Origin of the sequence: Paenibacillus sp. LX16 (genome assembly GCF_036252815.1) — a bacterium.
Taxonomy (GTDB): Bacteria; Bacillota; Bacilli; order Paenibacillales; family Paenibacillaceae; genus Paenibacillus; species Paenibacillus polymyxa_B.
In genome coordinates, this window is the sequence record NZ_CP141152.1 from 1,335,064 (window position 1) to 1,357,568 (window position 22,505).

The window sequence follows — 22,505 nt, forward strand, 5'->3', positions numbered from 1 at the left end:
ATTCAGCTTAAGAGGCAAACATGTCAAAAAAATTGGAGCTTAGTATAAAACGTAGATGAGGATTTTGCAAAATCCTGAGATATATAAGGAGGCTTAGACATGCTGTGGTTGCTGTTGGTTTTAATTGTTTTTATTTTTCAGACCGGGACGATCCTGCTCTTTGAATTTCGCAAGCCGTCCAAAGCGGTAGCCTGGCTCTTTATTTTGTTTTGCTTCCCGCTCATTGGCTTTGTCGTGTACTACTTTGTTGCACAGGATTATCAGAAGCGCAAAATGGTTCGAAAAGGGGGATCGCAGCTGTTTCGTGAATTTCGCGAGCGTCTGTGGGCGCAATCCAAAGTGATTGAACATGTGGAGCAAATGCATAATCCTCATTTCAAGCATCAGGAGCGTCTGTTTAACCAGTTAATTCGTATGTCGGAAAACCCGTTGACTGGATGTAATCGCACACGTGTGTTGACAAATGGTGAGGAAACCTTCGAGGCTATGCTGACAGCGATGGAACATGCACAACATCATATCCATGTGGAGTTTTACATATTTCGGTCCGACGAAATCGGAAGAAAGTTTCAAGAGGTCATGATCCGCAAGGCACGTGAGGGAGTAAAGGTACGATTCATTGTGGACGGTGTAGGAAGCTACAATTTGCCTTATTCCTTTATTCGGACCTGTAGTGAGGCGGGAGTGGAATTCCATTATTTTCTACCTCCGTTTTTCGCCACGCTGGACCGCCGGATTAACTATCGCAATCACAGGAAAATCGTGGTGGTGGACGGCATGATTGGATTTGTAGGAGGGATTAATGTAGGCGACGATTATCTCGGAAAATACCCCAAAGTGGGATTTTGGAGGGATACGCATTTGCAGATTGAAGGAGATAGCGTCTATTTTCTGCAAAATGCATTTCTTAGCGACTGGAAGCTGGCCTCAGGGGAGAGATTGATGGATGTGAACTTATTTCCTCCACATACCTGCACCGGGGATGAGGAAGTACAGATTTTGAGCAGCGGTCCCGACCAGGTATGGGATACGATTCAGGAAATGTGTTTTGGTGCGCTCACGGTTGCCAAAAAGCGGATTTGGATTACGACGCCGTATTTTATTCCCGATCCGGGGATTTATGAGGCGCTCAAGCTGGCAGCAGTCAGTGGCGTAGATGTGAAAATTATTATTCCCTACCAATCTGATTCGAAGCTGGTTCATCTGGCGTCTTTATCCTATGTGCAAGAACTGTTGGAGACAGGGGTGGAGTTCTACCAATATCGAAAAGGATTTATTCACGCCAAAGTGGTGATTGTTGATGATTTACTCGGCTCGGTCGGGACCGCCAATATGGACATGCGCAGCTTTTTCTATAATTTTGAGTTGACCGCTGTAGTTTTTGCCAATTCAGCGCTGGAACGGCTTTCGGCAGATTTTGTAGAGGACATTTCCAACTCTTCACGCATAGATTTGAACGTGTTCCGCAGACGGCCTCGATCTCAGAAAACAGCTGAAATTCTAACTCGCATGCTCTCTCCACTCCTTTAAAGGCGATTTTCGACGTTTTTATCGATATAATCCCGCTTTATTGTGATTTATGTGCTCTTTGCTAACTTTTTTGCGCAAAATCACAGTTTTATGGTATACTATTCATATAATTAAGAGCCGTAAAGGAGAGGGGACTGCGGATCGCAGCCCCTTTTTCGGTCCAATATACCATACTGTAACGGGGGGATTTATATATGAGTGTAGTGAGCAAGGAAGTCCAAAATCTGTCTGAGATCACAGATGTGACCGGAGAGTTGACCAAGATCAGCAAAATACCAGCTAATCCTAAAAATAAAGCAAAACGCCTATTCCAGCGTGCCGCCATGATTATTTTTGGAGCGGCGCTCATGGCAGTGGGCCTGGAAATATTCCTGGTTCCTAATGGCGTTATCGACGGAGGCGTCACAGGTATTTCCATTATGGCCTCCAAGATTACTGGTTATCCGCTCGGCATTTTCCTGACCCTGTTGAACCTTCCATTTTTACTTATCGGCTACAAACAAATCGGTAAAACCTTCGCTTTATCCACATTATTCGGCATCGTCGTTATGTCCATCGGAACCGCATTACTTCACAATGTAAGTGCATTGACTCCTGGCGAACCGCTGCTCGGCGCTATCTTTGGGGGCGTCATTCTCGGCGTTGGGGTAGGTCTTGTGATTCGGTCTGGCGGCTCGCTGGATGGAACAGAGATCGTAGCTATTCTCGTCAGTGAAAAAACTCCTTTTTCGGTCGGTGAGATCGTACTGTTCGTTAATATCTTCATTCTGGGAAGTGCAGGTTTTGTGTTCGGTTGGCCAAATGCCCTGTATTCCATGATTGCTTATTATATTGCGATGAAAATGATTGATATTACGATTGAGGGTCTGGATCAGTCCAAATCAGTCTGGATTATTAGTGACAAATACCGTGATATCGGGGATGCACTGACGGACCGTCTTGGACGGGGCGTCACTTATCTGGAAGGTGAAGGCGGCTTTACGGGCGAAAGCAAGAAAGTGATTTTCGTCGTCATTACCCGTCTGGAGGAAGCGAAGCTGAAGAGCATCGTTGAAGATTGGGACCCGCACGCCTTCATCGCGATCGGTAACATTCACGATGTGAAGGGCGGACGTTTTAAGAAAAAAGGAATACACTAGCGCAAGGGGACAATTTCTCAGCCTAATGGCTGCGGGGTTCGTCCCCTTTTTTGTTCTACAAAGCAGTGGTCAGGATGGATGTGTCTTGGTGCGCATATGCTTGAGGACATCCTCTACGGGCTGGGGAGGAACCTTGTCGATCAAGTCGCCTACCTGGTTTAGTCGTTCCTCAATATTCAGCAAATGGTAGTCAAGTGGTGATACATCTTGCCGTACCTCTTCCCAGGTTAGCGGAGTGGAGACCGTAGCGCCGGGGCGTGCCCGCGGGGTATAAGGAGCGGCCAGGGTTTTCCCCTGATAATGCTGCAAATAATCAAAATAGATGGCTGTTCCACGATCCTTCTTTAACCGTTCGAGTGTGAACAGATGCGGGTATTTTTCTGTCACAAACTGTCCAACTAATAGCCCGATGCTGCGAAGTTCGTCGAAGGTTATGCCTGTACGGATTGGAACGATAATTTGTACACCTGTGGCCCCGGATGTTTTGGGTACGGAATCCAAACCAAGTGAAGCCAGTACTTCACCGACAATAGAGGCTGCCTCCATAATACGTGGCTCCACCTCTCTGGATGGATCAAGGTCAATCATCCATTCACAGGGCAGCTTGCTTCCCGCTTCATGCAGAGAGGGGTGGAATTCCAACGCAGCTTGATTACCAAGCCAGAGGAGTTGTGGCAATTTTCCGAGCACGATATATTCAATACCATCATGCAGAGTGGTTTCAATATAGTCCGGCCGAGGACGTGGGGCATTTTTTTGATAAAAAAAATCACCATGAATCCCATGTGGCCAGCGGATGACGGTCAGCAGACGATGATGGCAATATTTGAGCAGGAAGGGAGCCAATACCGCGAGCTTGCGAAGATATAGCGCTTTAGTCACGCCTGCTTCAGGCCACAGCGGTTTATCTGGGTTTGTGATAGGAATTTCCTGACCTTCAATGGTAATTGTACCTTTAACAGCTTGTCCCATAGTGCTATCCTCCTTTGGCTAATATGCAGCAAAATCTTTAATTACAGGCTGATTGTTGAGCTTATAGATCTACATATGGTTTAACATGAACGTGAAGTGCTGAATTTATCCATCAAAGGGATTGACAAGATACACTATGTATCATAAATTTATAATAAAAATACGGTATGTATCTATTAAAGTGTCTTGAGCAGAGGTAGAGGAGGAGTTTGCTTGATTGAAAAGCAAGGCGGAGGGCTGGTATTCCTGTTAAGTGTCCCTCGGAGTGGAAGCTCGCTGCTTACCGCCATTTTGCAAAACCATTCCCGCCTGTTTGCCACACAGGAAATGTGGTTTCTGCTCAGTTTATATGATCTTCCTCAGTCACATGCACGGCCATATGGAGGAACAGGGATACTTCGGCAATTTTTTAAAGGTATGGTCCCCTCCGACGTATTGGAGCAGGCCTCCCGTTCGTATGCACTTGAAATATATAATGGTCTGCTTCAAGGAACAACAGCAGATATGCTTATCGACAAATCCCCGCGTTACTATACGGTTTTGGAATTTATAGACCGTTTATTCCCTGCTTCCCGCAGGCTGTGGCTTATCCGGAATCCTTTGGCCATTGTAGCCTCATTCAAAAAGGTTAATCAGCTACGAAATGGACGTTTTCAACTGCTGGAGGAACTAGGGAGTCCACATTTTAATATGAAAATGACGGATATTACGGTTGGTTTGTTCCGTTATGCTCATTATTTTGCTACACCTCATCCACTTGCATACCCGCTTAGGTATGAACAACTCGTATCCAATCCAACGATGGAGATCGAGAAGCTGTGCAGTTTTCTGGGAATCAAGTATGAGCTGGGGATGGAAAAGTATGGGGACTTTGCGGATACGCCCAAATCCAGTCTTTTTTATAGTATGGGAGCGGGTGATCCCTTCGTAGGAGAGCATGGGCAGGCGCATCAAGATTCGGTACATAGCTGGCAACACTTGTTGAGTAAAACGGAAATTGAGCTGTATTGCAGAAGCATTGGGTCCCGCATGTTTAAGCAGCTTGGTTACCCGGAAGCGCTGGAGCAGGCTGAACAGATGACTGGAGTCCGCTTTGAAGATGAGCCGGATATAGAGTTGGTGAGTCGACGTACACAACAATTCCTCCAGCAAAGCGGCTTTGAATGGAAGGCAGCTTATCGGATGCTGGAAGAACAGGATGCAGATAACAGAGAACTCGTGATAAATGCAACACGTCATGCTGCACCTCAAGATCCGGCAAGGATGCAGGTGGACCAGATCGTGAACGATCGGCGGATTCAATCACTGGAAAACAGGTTGGCACATAGCTATGAGGAGCGGAACCGTCTTATCGCTCAGCTCCAAAGCTATCAACACCCAAATCAAGGTCTCCGATATCGCAACCTCTTTGCCCGTAAGCTCGGGCGCTTGGCGTCTGTAGTGTTATCAAGTATAGCAAAAGAAAAAGGGGGAAGAACGTGAGTGCGATTGCCGGAATCTATAGCTTTGGGCATGAGTCCGTATGCACCGAAGAAGGCGGGAAAATGATGCAAGCCCTGCGAAAATATCCCGCTGACCGCGTATGCGCTTGGTGTGAAGGCTCTATTTTTTTGGGTTGTCATGCCCAGCATGTGACCCCGGAATCTGTTCATGAGCGTCTTCCCTTTCATGATGAGCTAAGAGATTTGGCAATCACAGCGGATGCAATTATTGACAATCGTTCCGAACTGTTTGAACGGCTGGGAGTTGAGCAGGAACGGCGACAAGATATCACGGACAGCGAGCTGATTTTGCTGGTATATGACAAATGGGGAGTGGATGCAGCCCGTTATCTGATAGGTGATTTTGCCTTTGTTATTTGGGATGCCAAGGAACATCGATTATATGGTGCTCGAGATATGACAGGCAATCGTACGTTGTACATCTACCAGCATGACCGAGGATTCGCGTTTAGCACGGTAGTCGCTCCGCTTTTGGCTCTGTCCTCTCTGCGAAAAGAACTGCATGAGCCATGGCTGGCCGAATTTTTGTCCATCCGCGCCATGCAGGAATCCGTCGATATCGGAACGACCGCATACAAGTATATCAACCAGCTTCCTCCTGCACATTGGTTCACTATGGAGGAGGGAAAGCGAACCCTTCATAAATATGCATGTCTGGATGAGGTAGAGCCACTGCGGCTCAAAACAGGGGGCGAGTACATAGAAGCTTTCCGTGAGGTGTTCACACAGGCGGTCACTGCCCGACTACGGACGCATCGCGCTGTAGGGGCTGCCTTAAGCGGGGGGCTGGATTCTGGAGCGGTTGCCAGCTTTGCCGCGCCATCGCTGCACTTGCAACAAAAGCCGCTGCATGCCTACAGCTATGTGCCTGTTCAAGATTTTACAGACTGGACACCGCCTACATTGCTGGCGAACGAACGAAGCTATATTCAGTCTACGGCTCGCTATGTGGGCAACATTCACGAAAATTATATGGATTTTGAGGGGAAAAGTCCGTTTTCAGAAATTGATATTTGGCTGGAACTCATGGAAGCACCCTACAAATATTTTGAAAACTCCTTCTGGATCAGAGGTTTTTACGAAAAAGCACAGGAGCACAATGTCGGTGTACTGTTGACTGGGGCACGAGGCAACTTTACCGTATCGTGGGGCCCTGCACTAGACTATTATGCCCGGCAGTTTCGTCGTTTGCACTGGTTGCAATCCTTTCAGGGATTGTGGCGGTACAGCAAGCTTACGGGCAGGCGCATGTCACATCTACTCCCTGTAATGTTGAAAAAAGCGACTTCACTTGAATCTCATTCATGGTTGCGGCGTAGCAATCGAAGTCCCGTTCCTTCACTGATTCACCCGGAGTTTGCCAAACGGATGCATGTAGAAGATATTCCTGTATTGAGCGGAACAGGTTGGATTAAAAATGCCGATCAGACGAGAAAAGAGAAGTTCTCAAATTTGGCGATTGCCAACAAAAATGGTGTGGTCGCGACCAAACTTTCACTACGTTATGGCCTATGGGAACGTGATCCGACCGGGGACAGCCGGGTAATTCGTTTTTGCTTATCGGTGCCTTTTGAGCAGTATGTGCAAAACGGTCGGGACCGTGCCCTCATTCGTAAAGCCATGCGTGATCATCTACCTGATGATGTTCGGTTGAACCAGCGGGTACGCGGCGTGCAGCCTGCAGATTGGCTACATCGTATGCTTCCTTGCTGGGATACGTTTATGGGGGAGCTTCAACTGATGTGTCATGATTCACGAGCGGCTGAATATCTCAATATTGAGTTAATAAAGATGTCTATGACGAAACTTTGCCACCCCCGCCCTGAACAGGCGTCTGATCCAAATATACGACTACTCATGCATAGCCTGATCGTGTACCGTTTTCTCTGTGGATTGAACTGATTCAGATTGATCTGGGCGGACAGTTCGTCATTCGTGAGAGGGGAGGTGATGAAATGAGTAAAAAAGAATGGCAGGAACCGACGATAGAGGTGCTGGATATTAGTCAGACCATGGCGGGGAAAGGCTGGAGACAGATTGATTGGGTGTCCGACCACGATGCCGATATTTATAATCCAAGCTAATAGATGGTTATACATGCAGCCGATGTTGGACTGGAAGCCAGACAGCTCGGCCGATAACGATTGAATGAACGAAAATAGCATAATCCATTGGACTCGTATCCAATACAGAGCCGTCTTTATTTCTTTCGGGTTAGAGCTTTTGCCCAAGAAATAAAGACGGGATTTTTAAGGACAGAGGAGTGAGTCCTACCGTGCATGACAGGAGTGCAAATGTCAGTTGGACGAAATATACAGCCTTTGGACTCAGGATTGCCAGTGAACTGAATCTGCCTGAGCTGCTCCTGGCAGCACTGGAAGCAGTAGAGGATGTAGTCATTCGACAGGCTGATTTGACTGCATGGAGTGGTCAGCTGGAACAGGCCAATTTTGTGATGCTGGATGAACGATTTATGTTCCAAATACCAGGCACGGCCATTTATGCCGTCAGGGAAGGCAAGGAAATCGAGGTAAGCATATTCCCCGGGGCCGATCCTGACACCGTACGGCTATTTGTGCTGGGTACATGCATGGGTGTTCTGCTGATGCAAAGACGAATATTACCTATTCACGGAAGTGCGGTCGTCATCGGGGGGAGGGCCTACGCATTTGTGGGGGAATCGGGTACGGGGAAATCGACACTGGCTGCTGCTTTTAGACAGGCAGGTTATCAGATGGTTAGTGATGACGTGATTGCTGTAAAAGCTACGGCTTCCTCAGCCATCGTGTATCCGGCTTATCCGCAGCAAAAGCTGGGGCTAGATAGCTTGCTCCAACTGGAGGCTTTACGGGAGAACAAGCATGCACGCAATTCTGTAATGCTACAATACACAGATCTGCGTATGCTTGCAGGTGAGCTAAATAAATATGCCGTACCCGCCGTAGATGAATTTTTTAACGATCCGCTGCCCTTAGGGGGCGTATTCGAGCTTGTGGCAGATTCTCCAATCCGTGCGTTGATGCGCGAAGGGGAGCTAGTGGCAGTAACGGAACAGCCCTTGAACGTTCTGGAGTGCTTGCATACATTACTACAACATACATATCGTAGGGTGATTATTCCGCGAATGGGTTTGAGTGAATGGTCGTTTGATACAGCGGCTAGGATGGCTCGTAAAGTAGAGGGCTGGCGGCTGCTGAGGGATAGTTCCATCTTTACTGCGTCCGAGGTTGTACAACGGGTACTTGAACTAATTCGTAAGGAGGAAAAGAGTTATGGCAGCCACTAATCCAGCTAAAGACCATTATCGCGTCATATACGGTGAAGAGGTCTACGTCAGTGATATGGACGGGGAAAAAGTGATGATGAGTATTAACACTGGTAAATATTACAACTTAGGCTTCACAGGAGGACGAATCTGGGAACTGGCAGAATCTGGTCCTTCAATTGGCGATATCGTAACTGTCCTGACGAACGAATATGAGGTGGACGAGGAACAGTGCAGACAGCAGGTACATACCTTTGTGGCTGAGTTGGAGCGGGAAGGATTGTTAAAGCTTCTACGGGAGTCGGTATAATATGCGGATACAACGGCTTCTTCTGCTGTCTCCAGAGGTCAGGAGATTGTTGCCGGAAGCCTGGCTGGAGCTGGGATGGGCGAGGCTGCGCCAGCGTCGTTCTTTTGGGGATTACTCAAGGGTTTGGGGCATATGTATGGAAGAAACTCCATGGCAGTGTGATGTCAGGCAGGAGAAGTCCATTCAGCAGATTTCGCACGCTGTGGAGCTGGCAAGCCGTTATACTCCTTGGCGCAGTAGTTGTCTTGTACAAGCCGCTGCGGCGATGACGTTGCTGGGGCGCAGAAAACTGGACTGCACGCTGTATTTGGGCACAGCCAAAAATGCCGCGGGACGCTTGGCCGCACATGCATGGGTACGTAGCGGACCGATTTATGTTACGGGGAAACGGGAGATGGAAGCATTTACGGTGGTGGGAATATTCGGGAGACGTGCTGTGACGGATACAAATACAAACATAGAAAATAAAGGTAGTTCTTTGCTTTAATGCGATGAGACAAGAAGGAGAAGAATGAATGCCCACCAAGTCTGTTTTGGAACTTGCGAATTGGAATGAGGATCAGGAATTAACGTTGTTACTCTCTCTATTGGGGAAAGACGTTTCTCATTGGCAGGATAAGACTGCTGCTACCCAGCTGCGTGAGATGGATTGGGTCCGCTTTTTACGTCTGACCGAGCACCATCGAGTGGTACCTACGGTGTATCTCCAACTGAAAACATTGAATCATCCGTGCATTCCCACAGAATTGTTGCGAAACCTTCAGGCGCAATATCATCGAAACACGCTTCGCATGCTCCATCTTCAAGCAGAAGCCGGGCGTCTGACCAGGCTGCTCATAGCTCATGGAATTCGTGTGCTTATGCTGAAGGGTCCTGCTCTGGCGCAGCAATTGTACGGGGATGTTTCTCTGCGTACCTCCAAAGACATCGATTTACTCATTGCCCCTGACGATATGGATGAGGCTGAGCATTGGATGAAGGAAGCCGGATATGCGTCCAAGAGCGGAGAAGTGCGTGTCCTTGGCAGTTGGAAATGGAAGGACCATCATGCATCCTACCTACATCCGCAAAAACGGATAGAGATGGAGTTGCATTGGCGTCTTCACCCGGATGGGGGTGGGGAACCCTCATTTGACGAGCTGTGGAGCTGTCGGCAAACGGGTAAAGCTACAGGAGCCAGTCGGATGGCACCGTTGGCACCTGCCGACAACAGGACTGCGATGACGTCCTGTATGTATACGCTTGGCAGCGAGCATCAATTTCTGTACTTGAGTGCGCATGGTGCGCGTCACGGATGGTTCAGGCTGCGCTGGCTGGTTGACATCGACAGGCTTGCGGTATGTGCTGTCGATTGGGAGGCGCTACTGCCAATGATGCGCCGCTACGGGGGCCTGCCTGCTGGCGGGCAGGCTTGGGCACTCGCCGCTGCGCTATTGGGTACGCCGATACCGGAGCCGATGCGTCCGGTATCGGCTACCCGGCAGGCGCACAGGCTCGCGCTGAGCGCGCTGGCCTTCATGCAGGCCAGCGTTCCCGCACCGTACCCGATTGCCCACGGGTCGGGTACAGGTAGGATTGCTCCATCAGAGCTGCTGCACAGCAGAGCTTTGGCGGACCAAGGGGAGGCCGCCCCTTGGGGCGGCGTTGCTTCAGTAGGCGGTGCCACAAGCAAAGCTGGCATGCTTGCCATCCGTGGCGTTGCTAGCATCACGGAAGATGCCAGTAACGACGACTATAGCCCGATGAGCACCGCTACCAGTTGTGCCCCCATTACTCCAGCTGTCGCCTCCAGCCAAGTCATGACCCAAAACAGGGCTGCCCATCAGCCGGTCAGCCGCACTTACTTGCTTTCCTTAAAAGAGCCAAGACACAGACTATGGTACCTCATCAGCCGTTTGTTTCCTTCTACGGGGGATTCGACCGTTTTTCCACTGCCTCGCCAGCTGCATTTTTTGTATATCCCTTTACGTCCATTTCTTTGGCTGAAGCGGCGATTTTCAAAGCACTGACTCGATAGAGGATTTTGCAAAAATCCAATAAGCGACTTTCAATGAACAATATATAGATCGAAATGGTCTAGTTCGTCTATATATTGCACTTTGGAGCGACTGAAATCGAATTTTGCAAAATACTGGATAAGGAGTGTGCATTATGGTTCACCTGCGATTATATATGACAAAGCTGTATAGCGTGAACGGCGGTGCGTTATTTCTCAATATTGGATGTATGATCATTGTCAGCCTGCTGGAGGGTTTTGGCATTTATATGCTTGTTCCTATGCTGGCGGCCATCGGCGTATTTGTCGGTCATTCAGGGATGCCATTTCTGTCTGATGGATTGGATCATTTTTTGCCGTTCATTCCTAAAAGCTGGCTGTTACCGGGGATATTGATGGTTTTTGTAGTGCTGCTTACAGGGCAGGCTTGGCTTCAGCGTTACCAATCCATCCTGAATTCGCGGATTCAGCAGCGTTTTATGCGTTCTCTGCGAATAGACGTGTACACTTCCTTTATGAAGGCGCAGTGGGCTTTTTATTTGCGTCAGCGTAAATCTGATTTTAGCCATGTGATGACGACCGAGCTGGCGCGTGTCAGTCAGGGAACGAATTTGCTTCTTCAACTGACTACAGCCGTCATGTTTACGCTGATCCAGATTGCGCTGGCTTTTTGGTTATCCCCCTCTTTAACCGGACTGGTATTTCTGAGTGGATTGGGGCTGTTTGTGGTGTTCCGCCGCTCCATTCGAAATGCCAAACAATTAGGTGATCGTACGACTGAGCTGTCGCAGGTTTATTTTGCTGGAATTACGGATCACATGAACGGCATGAAAGATATTAAAAGCAATCTGCTGGAAGCGGCGAATATCCATTGGTTTCGCTCCCTGACGCAACGCATGGAGGATAATACGACCCAATTTGTCCGGCAAAATGCGACCACACAGTTTTTTCATCGTACAGCGGCAGCTGTTTTTGTCGCTTGTGTCATATTTATATCGCTGCAGTGGCTGCATGTTACACCTGAAAAACTGATTGTGCTGATTCTTATATTTTCCCGCTTATGGCCCCGATTTGCTCTTATTCAAGCGAGTCTGGAATATATCATGTCTATGATCTCCGCTTTTGAAAGTGTCACCAAGGTGCAGCAGGAGTGCGAAGCTTTCTCCGATCCATCGGTATTCAATCTATCGTCTGCAGCTGTACGGCAACCCCTGTCCCTTCGTCATGGGATTGAATGCAGCCATCTGGATTATTGCTACGATGGTGCAGCGGAGCCTGCGCTTCGTCATATCAATTTGTTCATACCCGCCCGGGGAATGACAGCCATTGTAGGGAAATCGGGATCAGGTAAAAGTACAATGGTCGATGTCCTGATGGGTTTTTTACGTCCAACTGGGGGGCAGATCACAATAGACGGGCTTGTTCTGGACGACGAATTGTTGCCCCAGTGGCGGCAGTCGTTTGGCTACGTGTCACAAGACCCATTTTTATTTCACGCGACTGTCCGCGAAAATTTGATGCTGGCAGATAAGGATGCTAGTGAGCAGCAGCTATGGCAGGCGTTACATTTTGCAGCCGCAGACAGCTTTGTATCCAGACTGCCCGAAGGGCTGGACACGGTCATTGGAGATCGCGGGATTCGTCTGTCTGGAGGAGAACGTCAACGGCTAGTATTAGCACGGGCTGTCTTGCATCATCCTCCGGTACTTATACTAGATGAAGCGACAAGTGCGCTGGATGGTGAGCATGAAGCCGCAATTCAGGCAGCACTGGAACGGATGAAAGGTCAAATGACGTTGATCGTCATCGCTCACCGCCTGTCAACCATCAGACATGCGGATCAAATTGTTGTACTGGATCAAGGCGAGGTCATACAGCAGGGGAACTACCACCAACTGGAACAAGAGGAGCGGGGGGCGTTCAGTCAGCTACTATCGTATCAAAGCAGTCTCACCGCCACCCCTTAGCCAGACTTTTCTGTAACTCAGCTTAAGTTTCTTTACGTTTGGTAGTGCTTCTTTTCTTTTTGACTGGAGTCGGAGAGATGTTCTCGCCTGCAACAGCCTGCTGTGCTGTTGGGGCTGCTGGTTTACGCGCAGGGCGTTTTTTCGCAGCAGGGCCGGGATCGGTAACGACAGGTTGCACTGCCTCGATGCTGGCCTGAAGGGCGGCCATTAAATCTACTACATTGGTCTGAGGCTGTGTTGGGGCGATTCGCACCTCTTCACCAGCCACTTTATGTTGAATGAGATACAGCAGACGCTCGCGGTACTGATCCGTATACTTTGCCGCATCAAAAGGTGTAGATAGCTGCTCGATCAGCATTTTTGCCATGGTCAGCTCCTTCTCTTTAACCTCCTCCTGCCCCGGTAAGTTAGGAACTTGAGCAATGGGGCGAATTTCATCGGGGTAAAACATCGTCTCAACGGCCAAACATTCATCCAACACCCGAATAGCCGCCAGGCTGCTTTTAGAGCGGATGGAGATTTGGGCAATCCCGATTTTCCCGGTGTCCTTCATCGCATTCATGAGTAGCTTATAGGCATTAGATCCAGCTTGATCTGGGGACAAATAATACGTTTTCTGAAAGTAAATCGGATCAATTTCCTGCAAATCCACAAAATCCAAAATGACAATATTTTTATCCGCTTGTCCGCTAACTTGCTCCAGTTCCTCCTTGTCGAACATGACAAATTTTCCTTTTTCATATTCGTAGCCTTTTCCAATTTCCTCCCATTCGACCTCCTTGTCACAAACGGGACACTTTCGTACATAGCTAAGTGGGCTTCCACACTCCTTGTGAATATAACGCATGGAAATGTCCTTATCCTCCGTAGCTGAAAACATTTTAACGGGCACATGAACCAGCCCGAAGCTGATCGCGCCTTTCCAGACCGTATGCATACGCCAGTCCCCCTTTTCTTAAAACCGCATTTTGCATCCTTCGATTCCGGTCACCCCGGGATATGAGCATATGATTTTTCACTTAGTATGCTTCGTACAAGTGATTGTATGAGGTGCAAATGAAGGCTGCGAATTACTTCTGTTTGCGCATGGTTACAGCAATTTTGGTGCATAGTAAGGCATATCCGATTCAAAAGGAGGTACACAATTTATGTCCGGAAAATCCTATCCTCGGCAAATCAGGCATCGTGTGGGTCAAAACCATGTCGCCTTTCGGGGACCCGCCGCAGGCGAACAGGATGCATTGCCGCCAGAGTTTGCCCTTTCCCATGGAATCCAACCGCCTTTTCCCATAGCTGTGGCTCATGTGGATTTGGAGGCTGTAGTTTCAACTTCGCCTTCTCATAGTATCCCTTCATTAGACGTTGAACGGATTATAGATGAGGACTAGGTCACCTATATTTCTAAATGAATACACAAACACAAAAACAATCAGGAAGGGAAGAATAGCATGAACGTGGAACGAGCAAAAGCGATTTACGATTCGCCCGATACCATTGCCGTACAAATGGATGGAAAACCGATCTGGATTGAGCATGTAGACGAAGCGAACGGTATGGCCACTGTACAGGTGGGCAGCAGACCCACCAATACCCAAACCGTCCGTGTGGATCGTCTGGAAGAACAATAGAAGAGGGGCACCAAAACAGATTTTTTTCCATAGTATGGGGTATAGCTTTAGAAAGATCTTGGACAGCTATAGGCTTTCATCGTAGAATGCTGCTTGAATGGTCCCGCTCCAATCCTAAAAGGCTCGCAATTGCTCAATGAGCAATTAGCGAACCTTATTTGTAATAATAAATGCAGTCCAGGGGGCATGCTAAACGCCAGACAAGTTAATTTGAAGGTGCAACGGGTTTCTTTCTATGACCTTTACACTGCAATGGTCTTCAAATGTGGTGAAACTATCAGCTCAGCCTCTGTGGCCATTTGAACGTCTTCCACCGACAACCCCGGAGCAATTTCCTTTAGCATCAGCCCTTTACCCGGTATAACATCAATGACAGCCTTATCAGTTACGATGGTCTTTACAACATTTACAGCGGTCAGGGGCAATTTGCATTGCTTCAGTATTTTGGGCGCTCCACTTTTGTTCACATGTTCCATGGCTACAATCACTCTCTTGGCTCCGACAACCAAATCCATGGCTCCTCCCATGCCTGGCACCTTTTTCCCTGGGATCATCCAGTTTGCAAGGTTGCCATTCTCATCGACCTCCAGAGCACCCAGAACGGTGATGTCCACATGCCCTCCGCGGATGATGGAAAATGAAAGCGAACTGTCAAGAAAGCAGGCTCCTTTCACGGTAGTAACGTAGTTTCCGCCTGAATCTATACAATCGAGTCTTTCTTTTCCCGGAGCAGCTTTGGGGCCAACGCCGACAATTCCGTTCTCCGCCTGCAGCATAATATTAACGTTATCAGGGATGTAGTCCACCGCCATGGTAGGCAATCCAATACCAAGGTTGACCACTTCGCCATCCTTGAATTCTTGGGCTATTCTTCGAATAATTAATTCTCTGTTATTCATGGTCTCCACCTACCTTTACAATCGCATCAACAAATATTCCGGGAACGTTGATATGATTGGGGTCAATATCTCCCGTCTTTACGTATTCGTCTATCTGAGCAACTACATATTCGGCTGCGGTAGCCATAACCATATTGAAGTTGCGTGATGAGCCGTTGATGACAAGGTTCCCCGCTTCATCAGCCTTATGGGCTCTAATTAATGCCACATCGGCTTTGAGCGGCAGTTCGAGCAAGTATTCCTTTTCATCAATTTTGATTTTCTGTTTTCCTTCCTCTACAATGGTGCCTACACCTACAGGAGTTAAAATACCGCCCAGCCCGGCTCCTCCTGCACGTATTTTTTCAGCAAGCGTGCCTTGCGGGAAGAGTTGAACCTCCGCTTCTTTCGTCATCAGGAGTCTTCCCGTTTCCGGATTGGAGCCGATATAGGATGCAAAAATTCGCTTTACTCTGCCGCTTTTAACAAGTCTATAGATAGATAATTCCGGTGTGCCTGTATCATTGGAAATAATCGTAAGATTGTCGGCGGAATTTGTGTCGACAAGCGCACGCACCAGCTCCTCCGGAAAGCCTCCTTGCAGAAAACCTCCGACCATCACCGTGTTTCCGTTTTTGACCTTCTTAACTGCTTCTTCAGCGGAGATTACTTTGTTATTCATGGTTCCTTCTCCTTATATATATTTTAGGAAGGCAAACTTTATTGGAGATAATCGTAGAGTACTCTTCCATATGGGAGCGTTAAATCAGCAATAAAATGTTTTCCGCCAATATAAGCTTTAACCGGCAAATCTGCCACAGGAGCGTTGACATGGGGGATCAGGCTTAACCTGGCAGGCCCTGACCAGGCGCCTTTTACAGTAATGTTCTCGAGATTATACGCTACTAACTGAGCGATTTTGGGGGTACCGTCAACATCAGGAATTAATTTCAAATTAACTTGTGTTTTTGCGATGGCTTTAGCCGTTTCTTTTTCATCAAGAATGTTATATTTGAAAGGCATAGTTCCCGTGGCCACCAGGACGTGATTATAATGCAATGTACCCGTTAGTGTCTCCGTTTCCTCCACACTCAGGCGAGGCTTTGCCCATTTTTTCGGAAATCCCCAGACTTCACGTCCCCCCAGAATAGCAGGCGCGTTATCCAAATACATTTGGGCAACAAAATTGCAGGGTTCTCCATGAAAAGTACACGGAATGACAATGCCACTTTCCTCATAGCATCCTAAACCGGAAGAATCGGGCATCTTGATCCATTCATAGGAGACCGTATTGCTTCCATCCGGCTCAAGAGGTTCTGGGACCGCCTGTCTAATCGCAGCGGGATCGGTCTCATAGGTAATGATAAAAAATTCCCGGTTGATGAAGCGGTATGGTGGGCGCCCGTAGCTGCCGCTAGCCGCAGGCATAGATTGGAGTGAAAGTACATCTTTTTGATTCATAGCGATCTCCCTTCCTTTTAAGAGATAGTTCTAAAATTCATCCTGAACACGCACTTTAAATGAGCGCATTTTCAACCAGCATCGCTATTCCCATTCCTGTTCCGATGCATAACGAGGCGATGCCGTAGCGTGAAGATCTTCGCACCATTTCGTGAACCAACGTAGTCAATATCCTAGCACCGCTGGCACCGACAGGATGCCCGATCGCGATTGCGCCGCCATTGACATTCACCTTCTCCGGACTGACCCCTAGCTCTTTCACTACCGCTAATGCTTGTGAGGCAAACGCTTCATTAATTTCAAAAAGATCAATGGCATCGATGGATATACCTTGCTGCTTAAGAAGTGTCGAAATGGCTTTCACTGGCCCCATTCCCATATATGCAGGGTCAACGCCTACAAGTGAATAACCTTTGATATATGCCAATGGCTTTAATACATGTTCCTTGCATTTGTCTTCCGACACTACAAGCACGGCGGCCGCGCCATCATTGATTCCTGAAGCATTTCCGGCGGTAACCGTCCCGTTCTCCTTAAACGCAGGTTTTAATTGAGAAAGTTTTTCTTGCGTTGTATTTCCTCTTATGTGTTCGTCCTCTGTGAAAGAAATAGTTTCTTTTTTGGTTTTGATCATGACCGGAACAATTTGCTCTTCAAAAAGCTTTTTGTTTTTTGCTTCTACGGCTTTTAGCTGGCTTTGATAGGCAAATTCGTCCTGTTCAAGTCTTGAAATTTCATATTTCTCGGCAACATTTTCTGCGGTAATTCCCATATGGTAATGGTTGATCGGGCACGTAAGGCCGTCGGCCACTAGGGAGTCTACCAACTCACCGTTGCCAAGTTTGTAGCCGTTTCTTGCATTCCTTAGCAGGTAAGGGGCATTCGACATGCTCTCCATGCCTCCGGCCAAGACGATGTTGCCTTGTTCAGCCAATATTGAATTGTAAGCTAAAGCAACGGCATGAAGTCCTGAACCGCAAACCGTGTTTATCGTTGTTTCGGGTACATCAATAGGGATACCGGCTTTTAATGCCGCCTGTCTGGCAGGATTTTGTCCATTGCCCGCCTGAAGAACATTTCCCAAATAAATCTGATCAATCAAAGAAGGCTCTAATTTACTTTGCTGAAGGCATGCTGTCATCACAGTTGCTCCCAGTTCGGAAGCGCTTAGAGGCGCAAGGGTTTTGTTAAAAGAGCCGACCGCTGTTCTCAACGGGCTTACTAAAGCTACTTTTTTCATTAAAAACTCACATTCCTTTCGCTGTGTTCAAGACACAATACATCCATGATTGCACTTCAATTGGTAATTTCCGCTCTTAACCTACGAGACGCAGCGACTGCAAGATACATTTACATGCGGGCATATCATGGTGCCTAAGACAGTGAGTGTGACGGTTCGATCGCCTTCTCTCATTGGAAATTAAAACCATTTTTATCATAGTTCTAATGCAGATTTTGCTCAATGTCCAAATATTTACACATTTCTATGTACAGATGTTTATAGGGCCATATACTCCACAAAAATTAGGTCATTCTAACGTTTTCTGTTAATTTCTTATTTTTTCTGAAAATCATGATCATAAATTGAATTTTATGTTAAAAATGAAAGTTCCAATCTATACGTGAAAAAGTTTTCTTCGCCAATATCATCTAACTCATCGCTGGGAAATAAAAAAAGCCTCCAGAATTTTCTGAAGACGGCTTTGCCATTCAATATTCATGACTTCGTCCTATTGTGCCAGCTTGCTTCTTGTTAAAGGTGTCACTCGAAAGTGCGGTTTTTTGGCATAAACTAAAAAAGAAGCCGACTTGCTTGAAAGCAATCGGCTTGGAACATAAAACTTCAACAGCTCATGAAAAATGTACGTCTGCCGTCGTGAGCAAACGCGCAAAACGATTACCTAGCACCGCATTGTGATGAGCTACAATTTGTTCACTGCTCAGCACCTTGCTATCAAATGTACTATGTGCATCCAATACGAGCACGTTCTTCTGGTATCCCAGACTATAGGCGCTTCGGCAAGTCGTGTCGAGGCAAAACTCGGTCTGCATCCCCGCGATTACGAGTTGATCGGCCCCCAGTTCCTTCAGTACATGGCCCAATTCGGTTTGGTAGAAGCTGTCCCAGGATGATTTACGGACAATTCGTTCATGAGGAAGAGGGCGCACCACGTCGGCGATGGCCCAGCCTACACTGTTTTCTCGGAAATCCTCATCCGCTTCATCGGTATGCTGTACAAAAATCACGGGTGTACCTGTAGCTCTGGCATTGTCCAAAAGCTGCTGCAAATGCGCTACAACTTCCTGCTCACGATACAGCTTCTCATCATACATGAACATCGCCTGCTGAACATCAATCAAGAGTAAAACGGTTTGTCCCATCGTTTCGATCCCTCCCTGTGTGTATCATCTAACATACAATAGCATGTCTTCATGCCTTGCGGCGACATAAGGTGAACTATATAATAAAGAACAAGTTGGAACGGTCCGATTCGGACGAAAGGTGATTAAAATATATGACAATATCGCAGGAGCAGTTTACGTTCCGTTCTGTCTCAGAGGCACAGACCGGGTCATTGGCAGGTTTTTTGGCAGCCAAAGCGGTTCCCGGAACGGTGATTGTGCTGGATGGAGATCTGGGAGCGGGCAAAACTGCTTTTTCCAAGGCTTTTGCCAGCCATTTAGGTGTGCCGGGTATCGTAAATAGTCCAACCTTTACCCTCATTAAGGAGTACGAGGGCCGATTGCCTTTGTATCATATGGATGTGTACCGGATTTCCCAGGACGAGGCGGAGGATCTCGGGCTGGACGAATATTTTTACGGGACAGGAGTATGTCTGGTGGAATGGGGTAGTATTATACCGGATATATTACCGGAGCAGCGGCTTCACATGTATATAGAAACAACGGATGTGGGGGAGCGCTTGATTCACCTGACCGGGTACGGCGAGCCTTATGAACAATGGTGCCGCAGTTTGCGGGAGAATGGAGTTTGAACCATGCAAAGAGAGCATACAGATGTGAATGTAAAGCCGCGTGAGCGGTTTTTGACGTTAGATACAGCGACGACCGTGATGGCGGCCGCTCTGATGAACGGAAGGAAATTGCTGGGAGAAAGCAACGTCTATGGCGAACGTAATCACTCCGTGCATGTGATTACCGAACTGGAACGACTGCTGAGTGAAGAAGGGCTGACACGAGATGATGTAGATGGTATTGCAGTTGGTGTTGGACCGGGGTCTTATACCGGTATCCGGATTGCGGTGACCGCAGCCAAAACACTCGCTTGGGCCTGGGGTATCCCGGTGACGTCCATATCCACTTTGCATGCTTTGGCGTGGGGTGGCTGGAATCGCGGCATCGAGATGAAGAGACAAGAAGATAAAAATGAGTTTGTGAATAACGGTTCGTCCGGAGCGCAGGCAGCAGACTGGATTGTGCCTGTGCTGGATGCGCGCCGCGGTCAGGTTTACACGGGGCTGTTCGCTGTGAATACAGTTGACGACGTCGAGAGTCCGCAACGGCTGGAGCCAGATGCAATTCGCTTGATGACTGCTTGGACCGATGACCTGCTGCAACGGCTGGAGGCTTTGCCCTCTGAAGAGCGTCCTCCGGTCATTTGGCTAGTCGGTGAAACGGCGGTTCACGCCGAAACAGCCGAGCGCCTGCGTGCATGGAGCGAGCTTCGTATCGTACCTTATGAGCTGGAAGGAAGATGGGTTGGCCGCCTTGGGGCGGATAAGCTGCTTCGTCAGGAACATGACGAGCTACATACGCTGGTTCCTAATTATACCCAGCTGGCGGAGGCGGAAGCCAATCTGCTTCGTCAGCGCTGAAGAGAGCGGTGAACAACATGGCAAAGAACATACAGCGGGAAGAGAAACTTGAGTTTCGCTTGATGCAACTGGATGATATTCCCGATGTGCTGGAGATTGAGCATGAAGCGTTCACGCTACCGTGGACAGAGGAAGCATTCCGCAATGAGCTGACGATGAATCATTTTGCTAAATATATGATTATGGAACTAGACGGACGAGCCATTGGTTACGCAGGCATGTGGACGATTATGGATGAGGCCCATATTACGAATATTGCGATTCGTGAGGCTTATCGCGGACGCAAACTTGGAGACAAGCTGTTGAATGAGCTGATGCAGACCGCCTCTTATTTAGGGATGGAACGTATGACGTTGGAGGTGCGGGTAACGAACCGGATCGCTCAGGGCTTGTATGAGAAAAAAGGCTTTAAGCCCGCAGGTGTGCGCAAAGGCTATTATTCGGATAATAACGAGGATGCCGTGATCATGTGGGCGGATCTTCCCGCGCATGGGGCATCCGGTGAACAGGAAGGAAGCGTGCAGAAGCAATGACGCAAGAGGAAAAAGCAGGTATAGGCTCCGCCTCCGGCGAGCCTTGCTATATACTGGCAGTGGAAACGAGTTGTGATGAGACGGCTGTTTCTGTCGTGAAAAATGGCACAGAGGTGCTCTCAAATTTGATTTCCAGTCAGATTGAAACACACAAAGCCTTTGGTGGTGTTGTGCCAGAGGTGGCTTCACGCAAGCATGTGGAGAGCATCACCTACATGTTGGACGAGGCCATGCAAACATCAGGAATTACCCCTCGTGAGATTTCGGCGGTTGCCGTGACACAAGGACCAGGACTGGTTGGCGCATTGTTGGTTGGAATTGTCGCTGCCAAGAGTGCTGCCTTGGCGTTCGGCAAGCCATTAATCGGGACGCATCATATCGCAGGACATATTTATGCCAATCAGCTGGAGCATGATATCGTATATCCGTGCATTGCTCTCGTGGTGTCAGGAGGACATACAGAGCTGGTGCTGATGGAGTCCGAAGGTCATTTTCAACTCATTGGTCGTACAAGGGATGATGCGGTTGGGGAAGCCTACGACAAAGTAGCGAGAGCCATTGGGTTTCCGTATCCCGGTGGCCCGCATGTGGATCGTGTGGCTCATGAATCGGAGGAAGTGGTTACTTTGCCGCGTGCATGGCTGGAGCCGGATTCTTATGATTTTAGCTTTAGCGGTTTGAAATCTGCGGTGCTGAATGTAATTAACCAGACGAAAATGCGCGGAGAAACCGTTCATGTCGGAGCGATCGCAAGAGGCTTTCAAGAGTCGGTCGTCGAGGTGCTGGTGGAAAAGGCGATTCGTGCCATGCGTGAATACGGTGCGAAGCAGCTCCTGCTTTGTGGCGGTGTGGCTGCTAATCGCGGACTGCGTACAGCATTGCGGGAGCGCAGTGAGCGCGAAGGAATCGAGCTGCTTGTACCATCGATGAAATTTTGCACAGATAATGCAGCGATGATCGGCGCTGCGGCCTACGCCAAATGGAAGCGCGGGGAATTTACCTCATTGGATATGAAGGCTGATCCAGGGCTGTCTCTGGAAGAATGGTCTGTCCAAACTTAATTGAAGATGAATGAGCAAGACACGGCACAGTTGAGTCGTGTCTTTTTTGTTCCGCTCCATAACGATCATAAAAATATAAATTCAAGAGGAAAAAATACAGGAGTTTGAGCAAATGAATGGCAGCATCTCAATCACTCGCATGATTCGTCACAATTGTTCACGATTTTTCATGATCCATCAAAAAAATCTGGGATTTTGATATTGCCCGAATAATGATGTGATTTGTCAAGTTGTGAACAAAGTTATCCACATATACCGCTTCGAATGTGGATAACCGAGTCCGAAGCAAGCAGGCTAAGACTTTTTGGAGATAGCAAGTTGGGGGATATGTAACACCTTTAGTTCTTGTGAAATCTGTGGATAATGTGGATAAAAGGGTGGATAAATTTGGTTTTCATTTGAAAATGGCTCTTTATCAATAAAAAAA

23 protein-coding genes are annotated in these 22,505 nt (G+C 48.0%); 16 read left to right on the top strand and 7 right to left on the bottom strand.

The genetic code is table 11. The annotated features are described in order from the left end of the window. The first annotated feature begins 99 nt into the window (after window positions 1–99). Together cls and T3H97_RS06020 are read left to right on the top strand one after the other, a co-directional pair. Window positions 100–1,530: a cardiolipin synthase gene (cls, locus tag T3H97_RS06015; protein ID WP_274484400.1), complete on the top strand. Its 1,431-nt coding sequence runs from the start codon at window positions 100–102 to the stop codon at window positions 1,528–1,530. A gap of 194 nt (window positions 1,531–1,724) precedes the next feature. Then, entirely contained in the window at window positions 1,725–2,669 is a 945-nt protein-coding gene (locus tag T3H97_RS06020) for a YitT family protein (RefSeq protein WP_250243674.1), read from the top strand. A gap of 69 nt (window positions 2,670–2,738) precedes the next feature. On the opposite strand, the gene ligD is transcribed toward T3H97_RS06020, so the two are convergent. Beyond that, window positions 2,739–3,641 (bottom strand): non-homologous end-joining DNA ligase, encoded by a 903-nt coding sequence (gene ligD / locus T3H97_RS06025; protein WP_328801979.1) that lies wholly within the window; start codon window positions 3,639–3,641, stop codon window positions 2,739–2,741. 213 nt (window positions 3,642–3,854) lie between these two features. Here ligD and T3H97_RS06030 point away from each other — a divergent pair, with 213 nt between their 5' ends. The 8 genes from T3H97_RS06030 to T3H97_RS06065 all read left to right on the top strand — a co-directional run bounded on the left by T3H97_RS06030 (window position 3,855) and on the right by T3H97_RS06065 (window position 12,681). Continuing rightward, complete coding sequence (locus T3H97_RS06030) at window positions 3,855–5,123, top strand: sulfotransferase family protein (RefSeq protein ID WP_328801980.1); 1,269 nt, start codon at window positions 3,855–3,857, stop codon at window positions 5,121–5,123. After that, window positions 5,120–7,045 carry an asparagine synthase-related protein gene (locus T3H97_RS06035; RefSeq protein ID WP_328801981.1) on the top strand — a complete coding sequence of 642 codons (1,926 nt, stop codon included), beginning with the start codon at window positions 5,120–5,122 and terminating at the stop codon, window positions 7,043–7,045. The genes T3H97_RS06030 and T3H97_RS06035 overlap by 4 nt, the downstream gene beginning before the upstream one ends. A 53-nt stretch (window positions 7,046–7,098) precedes the next feature. After that, window positions 7,099–7,227 carry a paeninodin family lasso peptide gene (locus T3H97_RS06040; protein WP_134902123.1) on the top strand — a complete coding sequence of 43 codons (129 nt, stop codon included), beginning with the start codon at window positions 7,099–7,101 and terminating at the stop codon, window positions 7,225–7,227. A gap of 191 nt (window positions 7,228–7,418) precedes the next feature. Then, window positions 7,419–8,429: a serine kinase gene (locus T3H97_RS06045; protein ID WP_328801982.1), complete on the top strand. Its 1,011-nt coding sequence runs from the start codon at window positions 7,419–7,421 to the stop codon at window positions 8,427–8,429. Beyond that, on the top strand, window positions 8,416–8,718 hold the full coding sequence (locus T3H97_RS06050) for a lasso peptide biosynthesis PqqD family chaperone (RefSeq protein ID WP_134902127.1): 303 nt from the start codon (window positions 8,416–8,418) through the stop codon (window positions 8,716–8,718). Before T3H97_RS06045 ends, T3H97_RS06050 begins: the two co-directional genes overlap by 14 nt. Window position 8,719: 1 nt before the next feature. Further along, on the top strand, window positions 8,720–9,205 hold the full coding sequence (locus tag T3H97_RS06055; protein ID WP_328801983.1) for a lasso peptide biosynthesis B2 protein: 486 nt from the start codon (window positions 8,720–8,722) through the stop codon (window positions 9,203–9,205). Between the two features lie 28 nt (window positions 9,206–9,233). Further along, entirely contained in the window at window positions 9,234–10,727 is a 1,494-nt protein-coding gene (locus tag T3H97_RS06060) for a nucleotidyltransferase domain-containing protein (RefSeq protein ID WP_328801984.1), read from the top strand. 142 nt (window positions 10,728–10,869) lie between these two features. Next, window positions 10,870–12,681: an ABC transporter ATP-binding protein gene (locus T3H97_RS06065; protein ID WP_328801985.1), complete on the top strand. Its 1,812-nt coding sequence runs from the start codon at window positions 10,870–10,872 to the stop codon at window positions 12,679–12,681. Window positions 12,682–12,703: 22 nt separating this feature from the next. Here the strand turns inward: T3H97_RS06065 and ku are convergent, their stop codons facing one another. Continuing rightward, on the bottom strand, window positions 12,704–13,618 hold the full coding sequence (gene ku, locus T3H97_RS06070; protein WP_328801986.1) for a non-homologous end joining protein Ku: 915 nt from the start codon (window positions 13,616–13,618) through the stop codon (window positions 12,704–12,706). A gap of 211 nt (window positions 13,619–13,829) precedes the next feature. Here ku and T3H97_RS06075 point away from each other — a divergent pair, with 211 nt between their 5' ends. Together T3H97_RS06075 and T3H97_RS06080 are read left to right on the top strand one after the other, a co-directional pair. After that, entirely contained in the window at window positions 13,830–14,069 is a 240-nt protein-coding gene (locus tag T3H97_RS06075) for a hypothetical protein (protein ID WP_134902134.1), read from the top strand. Window positions 14,070–14,129: 60 nt separating this feature from the next. Next, the gene (locus T3H97_RS06080) at window positions 14,130–14,309 is read left to right on the top strand and encodes an H-type small acid-soluble spore protein (RefSeq protein WP_103048895.1); all 180 of its coding nucleotides are present in this window, start codon (window positions 14,130–14,132) and stop codon (window positions 14,307–14,309) included. Between the two features lie 242 nt (window positions 14,310–14,551). On the opposite strand, the gene T3H97_RS06085 is transcribed toward T3H97_RS06080, so the two are convergent. The 5 genes from T3H97_RS06085 to T3H97_RS06105 form a co-directional block, all read right to left on the bottom strand. Next, window positions 14,552–15,208: a 3-oxoacid CoA-transferase subunit B gene (locus tag T3H97_RS06085; protein WP_103048894.1), complete on the bottom strand. Its 657-nt coding sequence runs from the start codon at window positions 15,206–15,208 to the stop codon at window positions 14,552–14,554. Further along, window positions 15,201–15,869, bottom strand: a complete 669-nt coding sequence (locus tag T3H97_RS06090; protein ID WP_013309201.1) for a CoA transferase subunit A — start codon at window positions 15,867–15,869, stop codon at window positions 15,201–15,203. Before T3H97_RS06090 ends, T3H97_RS06085 begins: the two co-directional genes overlap by 8 nt. A 38-nt stretch (window positions 15,870–15,907) precedes the next feature. Next, window positions 15,908–16,648: an acetoacetate decarboxylase gene (locus T3H97_RS06095; protein WP_061829615.1), complete on the bottom strand. Its 741-nt coding sequence runs from the start codon at window positions 16,646–16,648 to the stop codon at window positions 15,908–15,910. A gap of 55 nt (window positions 16,649–16,703) precedes the next feature. Continuing rightward, complete coding sequence (locus T3H97_RS06100) at window positions 16,704–17,888, bottom strand: acetyl-CoA C-acetyltransferase (protein ID WP_328801987.1); 1,185 nt, start codon at window positions 17,886–17,888, stop codon at window positions 16,704–16,706. A gap of 611 nt (window positions 17,889–18,499) precedes the next feature. Beyond that, entirely contained in the window at window positions 18,500–19,030 is a 531-nt protein-coding gene (locus T3H97_RS06105; RefSeq protein WP_328801988.1) for a cysteine hydrolase family protein, read from the bottom strand. A 134-nt stretch (window positions 19,031–19,164) separates the two neighbouring features. Between T3H97_RS06105 and tsaE the strand changes: the two genes are divergently transcribed. The 4 genes from tsaE to tsaD are packed head-to-tail and all read left to right on the top strand — an operon-like array spanning window position 19,165 to window position 22,078. Then, window positions 19,165–19,644, top strand: a complete 480-nt coding sequence (gene tsaE, locus T3H97_RS06110) for a tRNA (adenosine(37)-N6)-threonylcarbamoyltransferase complex ATPase subunit type 1 TsaE (protein ID WP_029516241.1) — start codon at window positions 19,165–19,167, stop codon at window positions 19,642–19,644. A gap of 3 nt (window positions 19,645–19,647) precedes the next feature. Next, window positions 19,648–20,484: a tRNA (adenosine(37)-N6)-threonylcarbamoyltransferase complex dimerization subunit type 1 TsaB gene (gene tsaB / locus T3H97_RS06115; protein ID WP_328801989.1), complete on the top strand. Its 837-nt coding sequence runs from the start codon at window positions 19,648–19,650 to the stop codon at window positions 20,482–20,484. Window positions 20,485–20,501: 17 nt separating this feature from the next. Next, window positions 20,502–21,017 carry a ribosomal protein S18-alanine N-acetyltransferase gene (rimI, locus tag T3H97_RS06120; protein ID WP_190298813.1) on the top strand — a complete coding sequence of 172 codons (516 nt, stop codon included), beginning with the start codon at window positions 20,502–20,504 and terminating at the stop codon, window positions 21,015–21,017. Next, entirely contained in the window at window positions 21,014–22,078 is a 1,065-nt protein-coding gene (gene tsaD / locus T3H97_RS06125; RefSeq protein ID WP_328801990.1) for a tRNA (adenosine(37)-N6)-threonylcarbamoyltransferase complex transferase subunit TsaD, read from the top strand. Before rimI ends, tsaD begins: the two co-directional genes overlap by 4 nt. The last annotated feature ends 427 nt before the right edge of the window (window positions 22,079–22,505 follow it).

Bases quoted from the DNA above. Each gene is read 5' to 3' on its own strand.
- cls (WP_274484400.1), top strand. From the start codon at position 100: ATGCTGTGGTTGCTGTTGGTTTTAATTGTTTTTATTTTTCAGACCGGG.
- T3H97_RS06020 (WP_250243674.1), top strand. From the start codon at position 1,725: ATGAGTGTAGTGAGCAAGGAAGTCCAAAATCTGTCTGAGATCACAGAT.
- ligD (WP_328801979.1), bottom strand. From the start codon at position 3,641: ATGGGACAAGCTGTTAAAGGTACAATTACCATTGAAGGTCAGGAAATT.
- T3H97_RS06040 (WP_134902123.1), top strand. From the start codon at position 7,099: ATGAGTAAAAAAGAATGGCAGGAACCGACGATAGAGGTGCTGGATATT.
- T3H97_RS06050 (WP_134902127.1), top strand. From the start codon at position 8,416: ATGGCAGCCACTAATCCAGCTAAAGACCATTATCGCGTCATATACGGT.
- T3H97_RS06055 (WP_328801983.1), top strand. From the start codon at position 8,720: ATGCGGATACAACGGCTTCTTCTGCTGTCTCCAGAGGTCAGGAGATTG.
- T3H97_RS06060 (WP_328801984.1), top strand. From the start codon at position 9,234: ATGCCCACCAAGTCTGTTTTGGAACTTGCGAATTGGAATGAGGATCAG.
- T3H97_RS06065 (WP_328801985.1), top strand. From the start codon at position 10,870: ATGGTTCACCTGCGATTATATATGACAAAGCTGTATAGCGTGAACGGC.
- ku (WP_328801986.1), bottom strand. From the start codon at position 13,618: ATGCATACGGTCTGGAAAGGCGCGATCAGCTTCGGGCTGGTTCATGTG.
- T3H97_RS06075 (WP_134902134.1), top strand. From the start codon at position 13,830: ATGTCCGGAAAATCCTATCCTCGGCAAATCAGGCATCGTGTGGGTCAA.
- T3H97_RS06080 (WP_103048895.1), top strand. From the start codon at position 14,130: ATGAACGTGGAACGAGCAAAAGCGATTTACGATTCGCCCGATACCATT.
- T3H97_RS06085 (WP_103048894.1), bottom strand. From the start codon at position 15,208: ATGAATAACAGAGAATTAATTATTCGAAGAATAGCCCAAGAATTCAAG.
- T3H97_RS06090 (WP_013309201.1), bottom strand. From the start codon at position 15,869: ATGAATAACAAAGTAATCTCCGCTGAAGAAGCAGTTAAGAAGGTCAAA.
- T3H97_RS06095 (WP_061829615.1), bottom strand. From the start codon at position 16,648: ATGAATCAAAAAGATGTACTTTCACTCCAATCTATGCCTGCGGCTAGC.
- T3H97_RS06100 (WP_328801987.1), bottom strand. From the start codon at position 17,888: ATGAAAAAAGTAGCTTTAGTAAGCCCGTTGAGAACAGCGGTCGGCTCT.
- T3H97_RS06105 (WP_328801988.1), bottom strand. From the start codon at position 19,030: ATGGGACAAACCGTTTTACTCTTGATTGATGTTCAGCAGGCGATGTTC.
- tsaE (WP_029516241.1), top strand. From the start codon at position 19,165: ATGACAATATCGCAGGAGCAGTTTACGTTCCGTTCTGTCTCAGAGGCA.
- tsaB (WP_328801989.1), top strand. From the start codon at position 19,648: ATGCAAAGAGAGCATACAGATGTGAATGTAAAGCCGCGTGAGCGGTTT.
- rimI (WP_190298813.1), top strand. From the start codon at position 20,502: ATGGCAAAGAACATACAGCGGGAAGAGAAACTTGAGTTTCGCTTGATG.
- tsaD (WP_328801990.1), top strand. From the start codon at position 21,014: ATGACGCAAGAGGAAAAAGCAGGTATAGGCTCCGCCTCCGGCGAGCCT.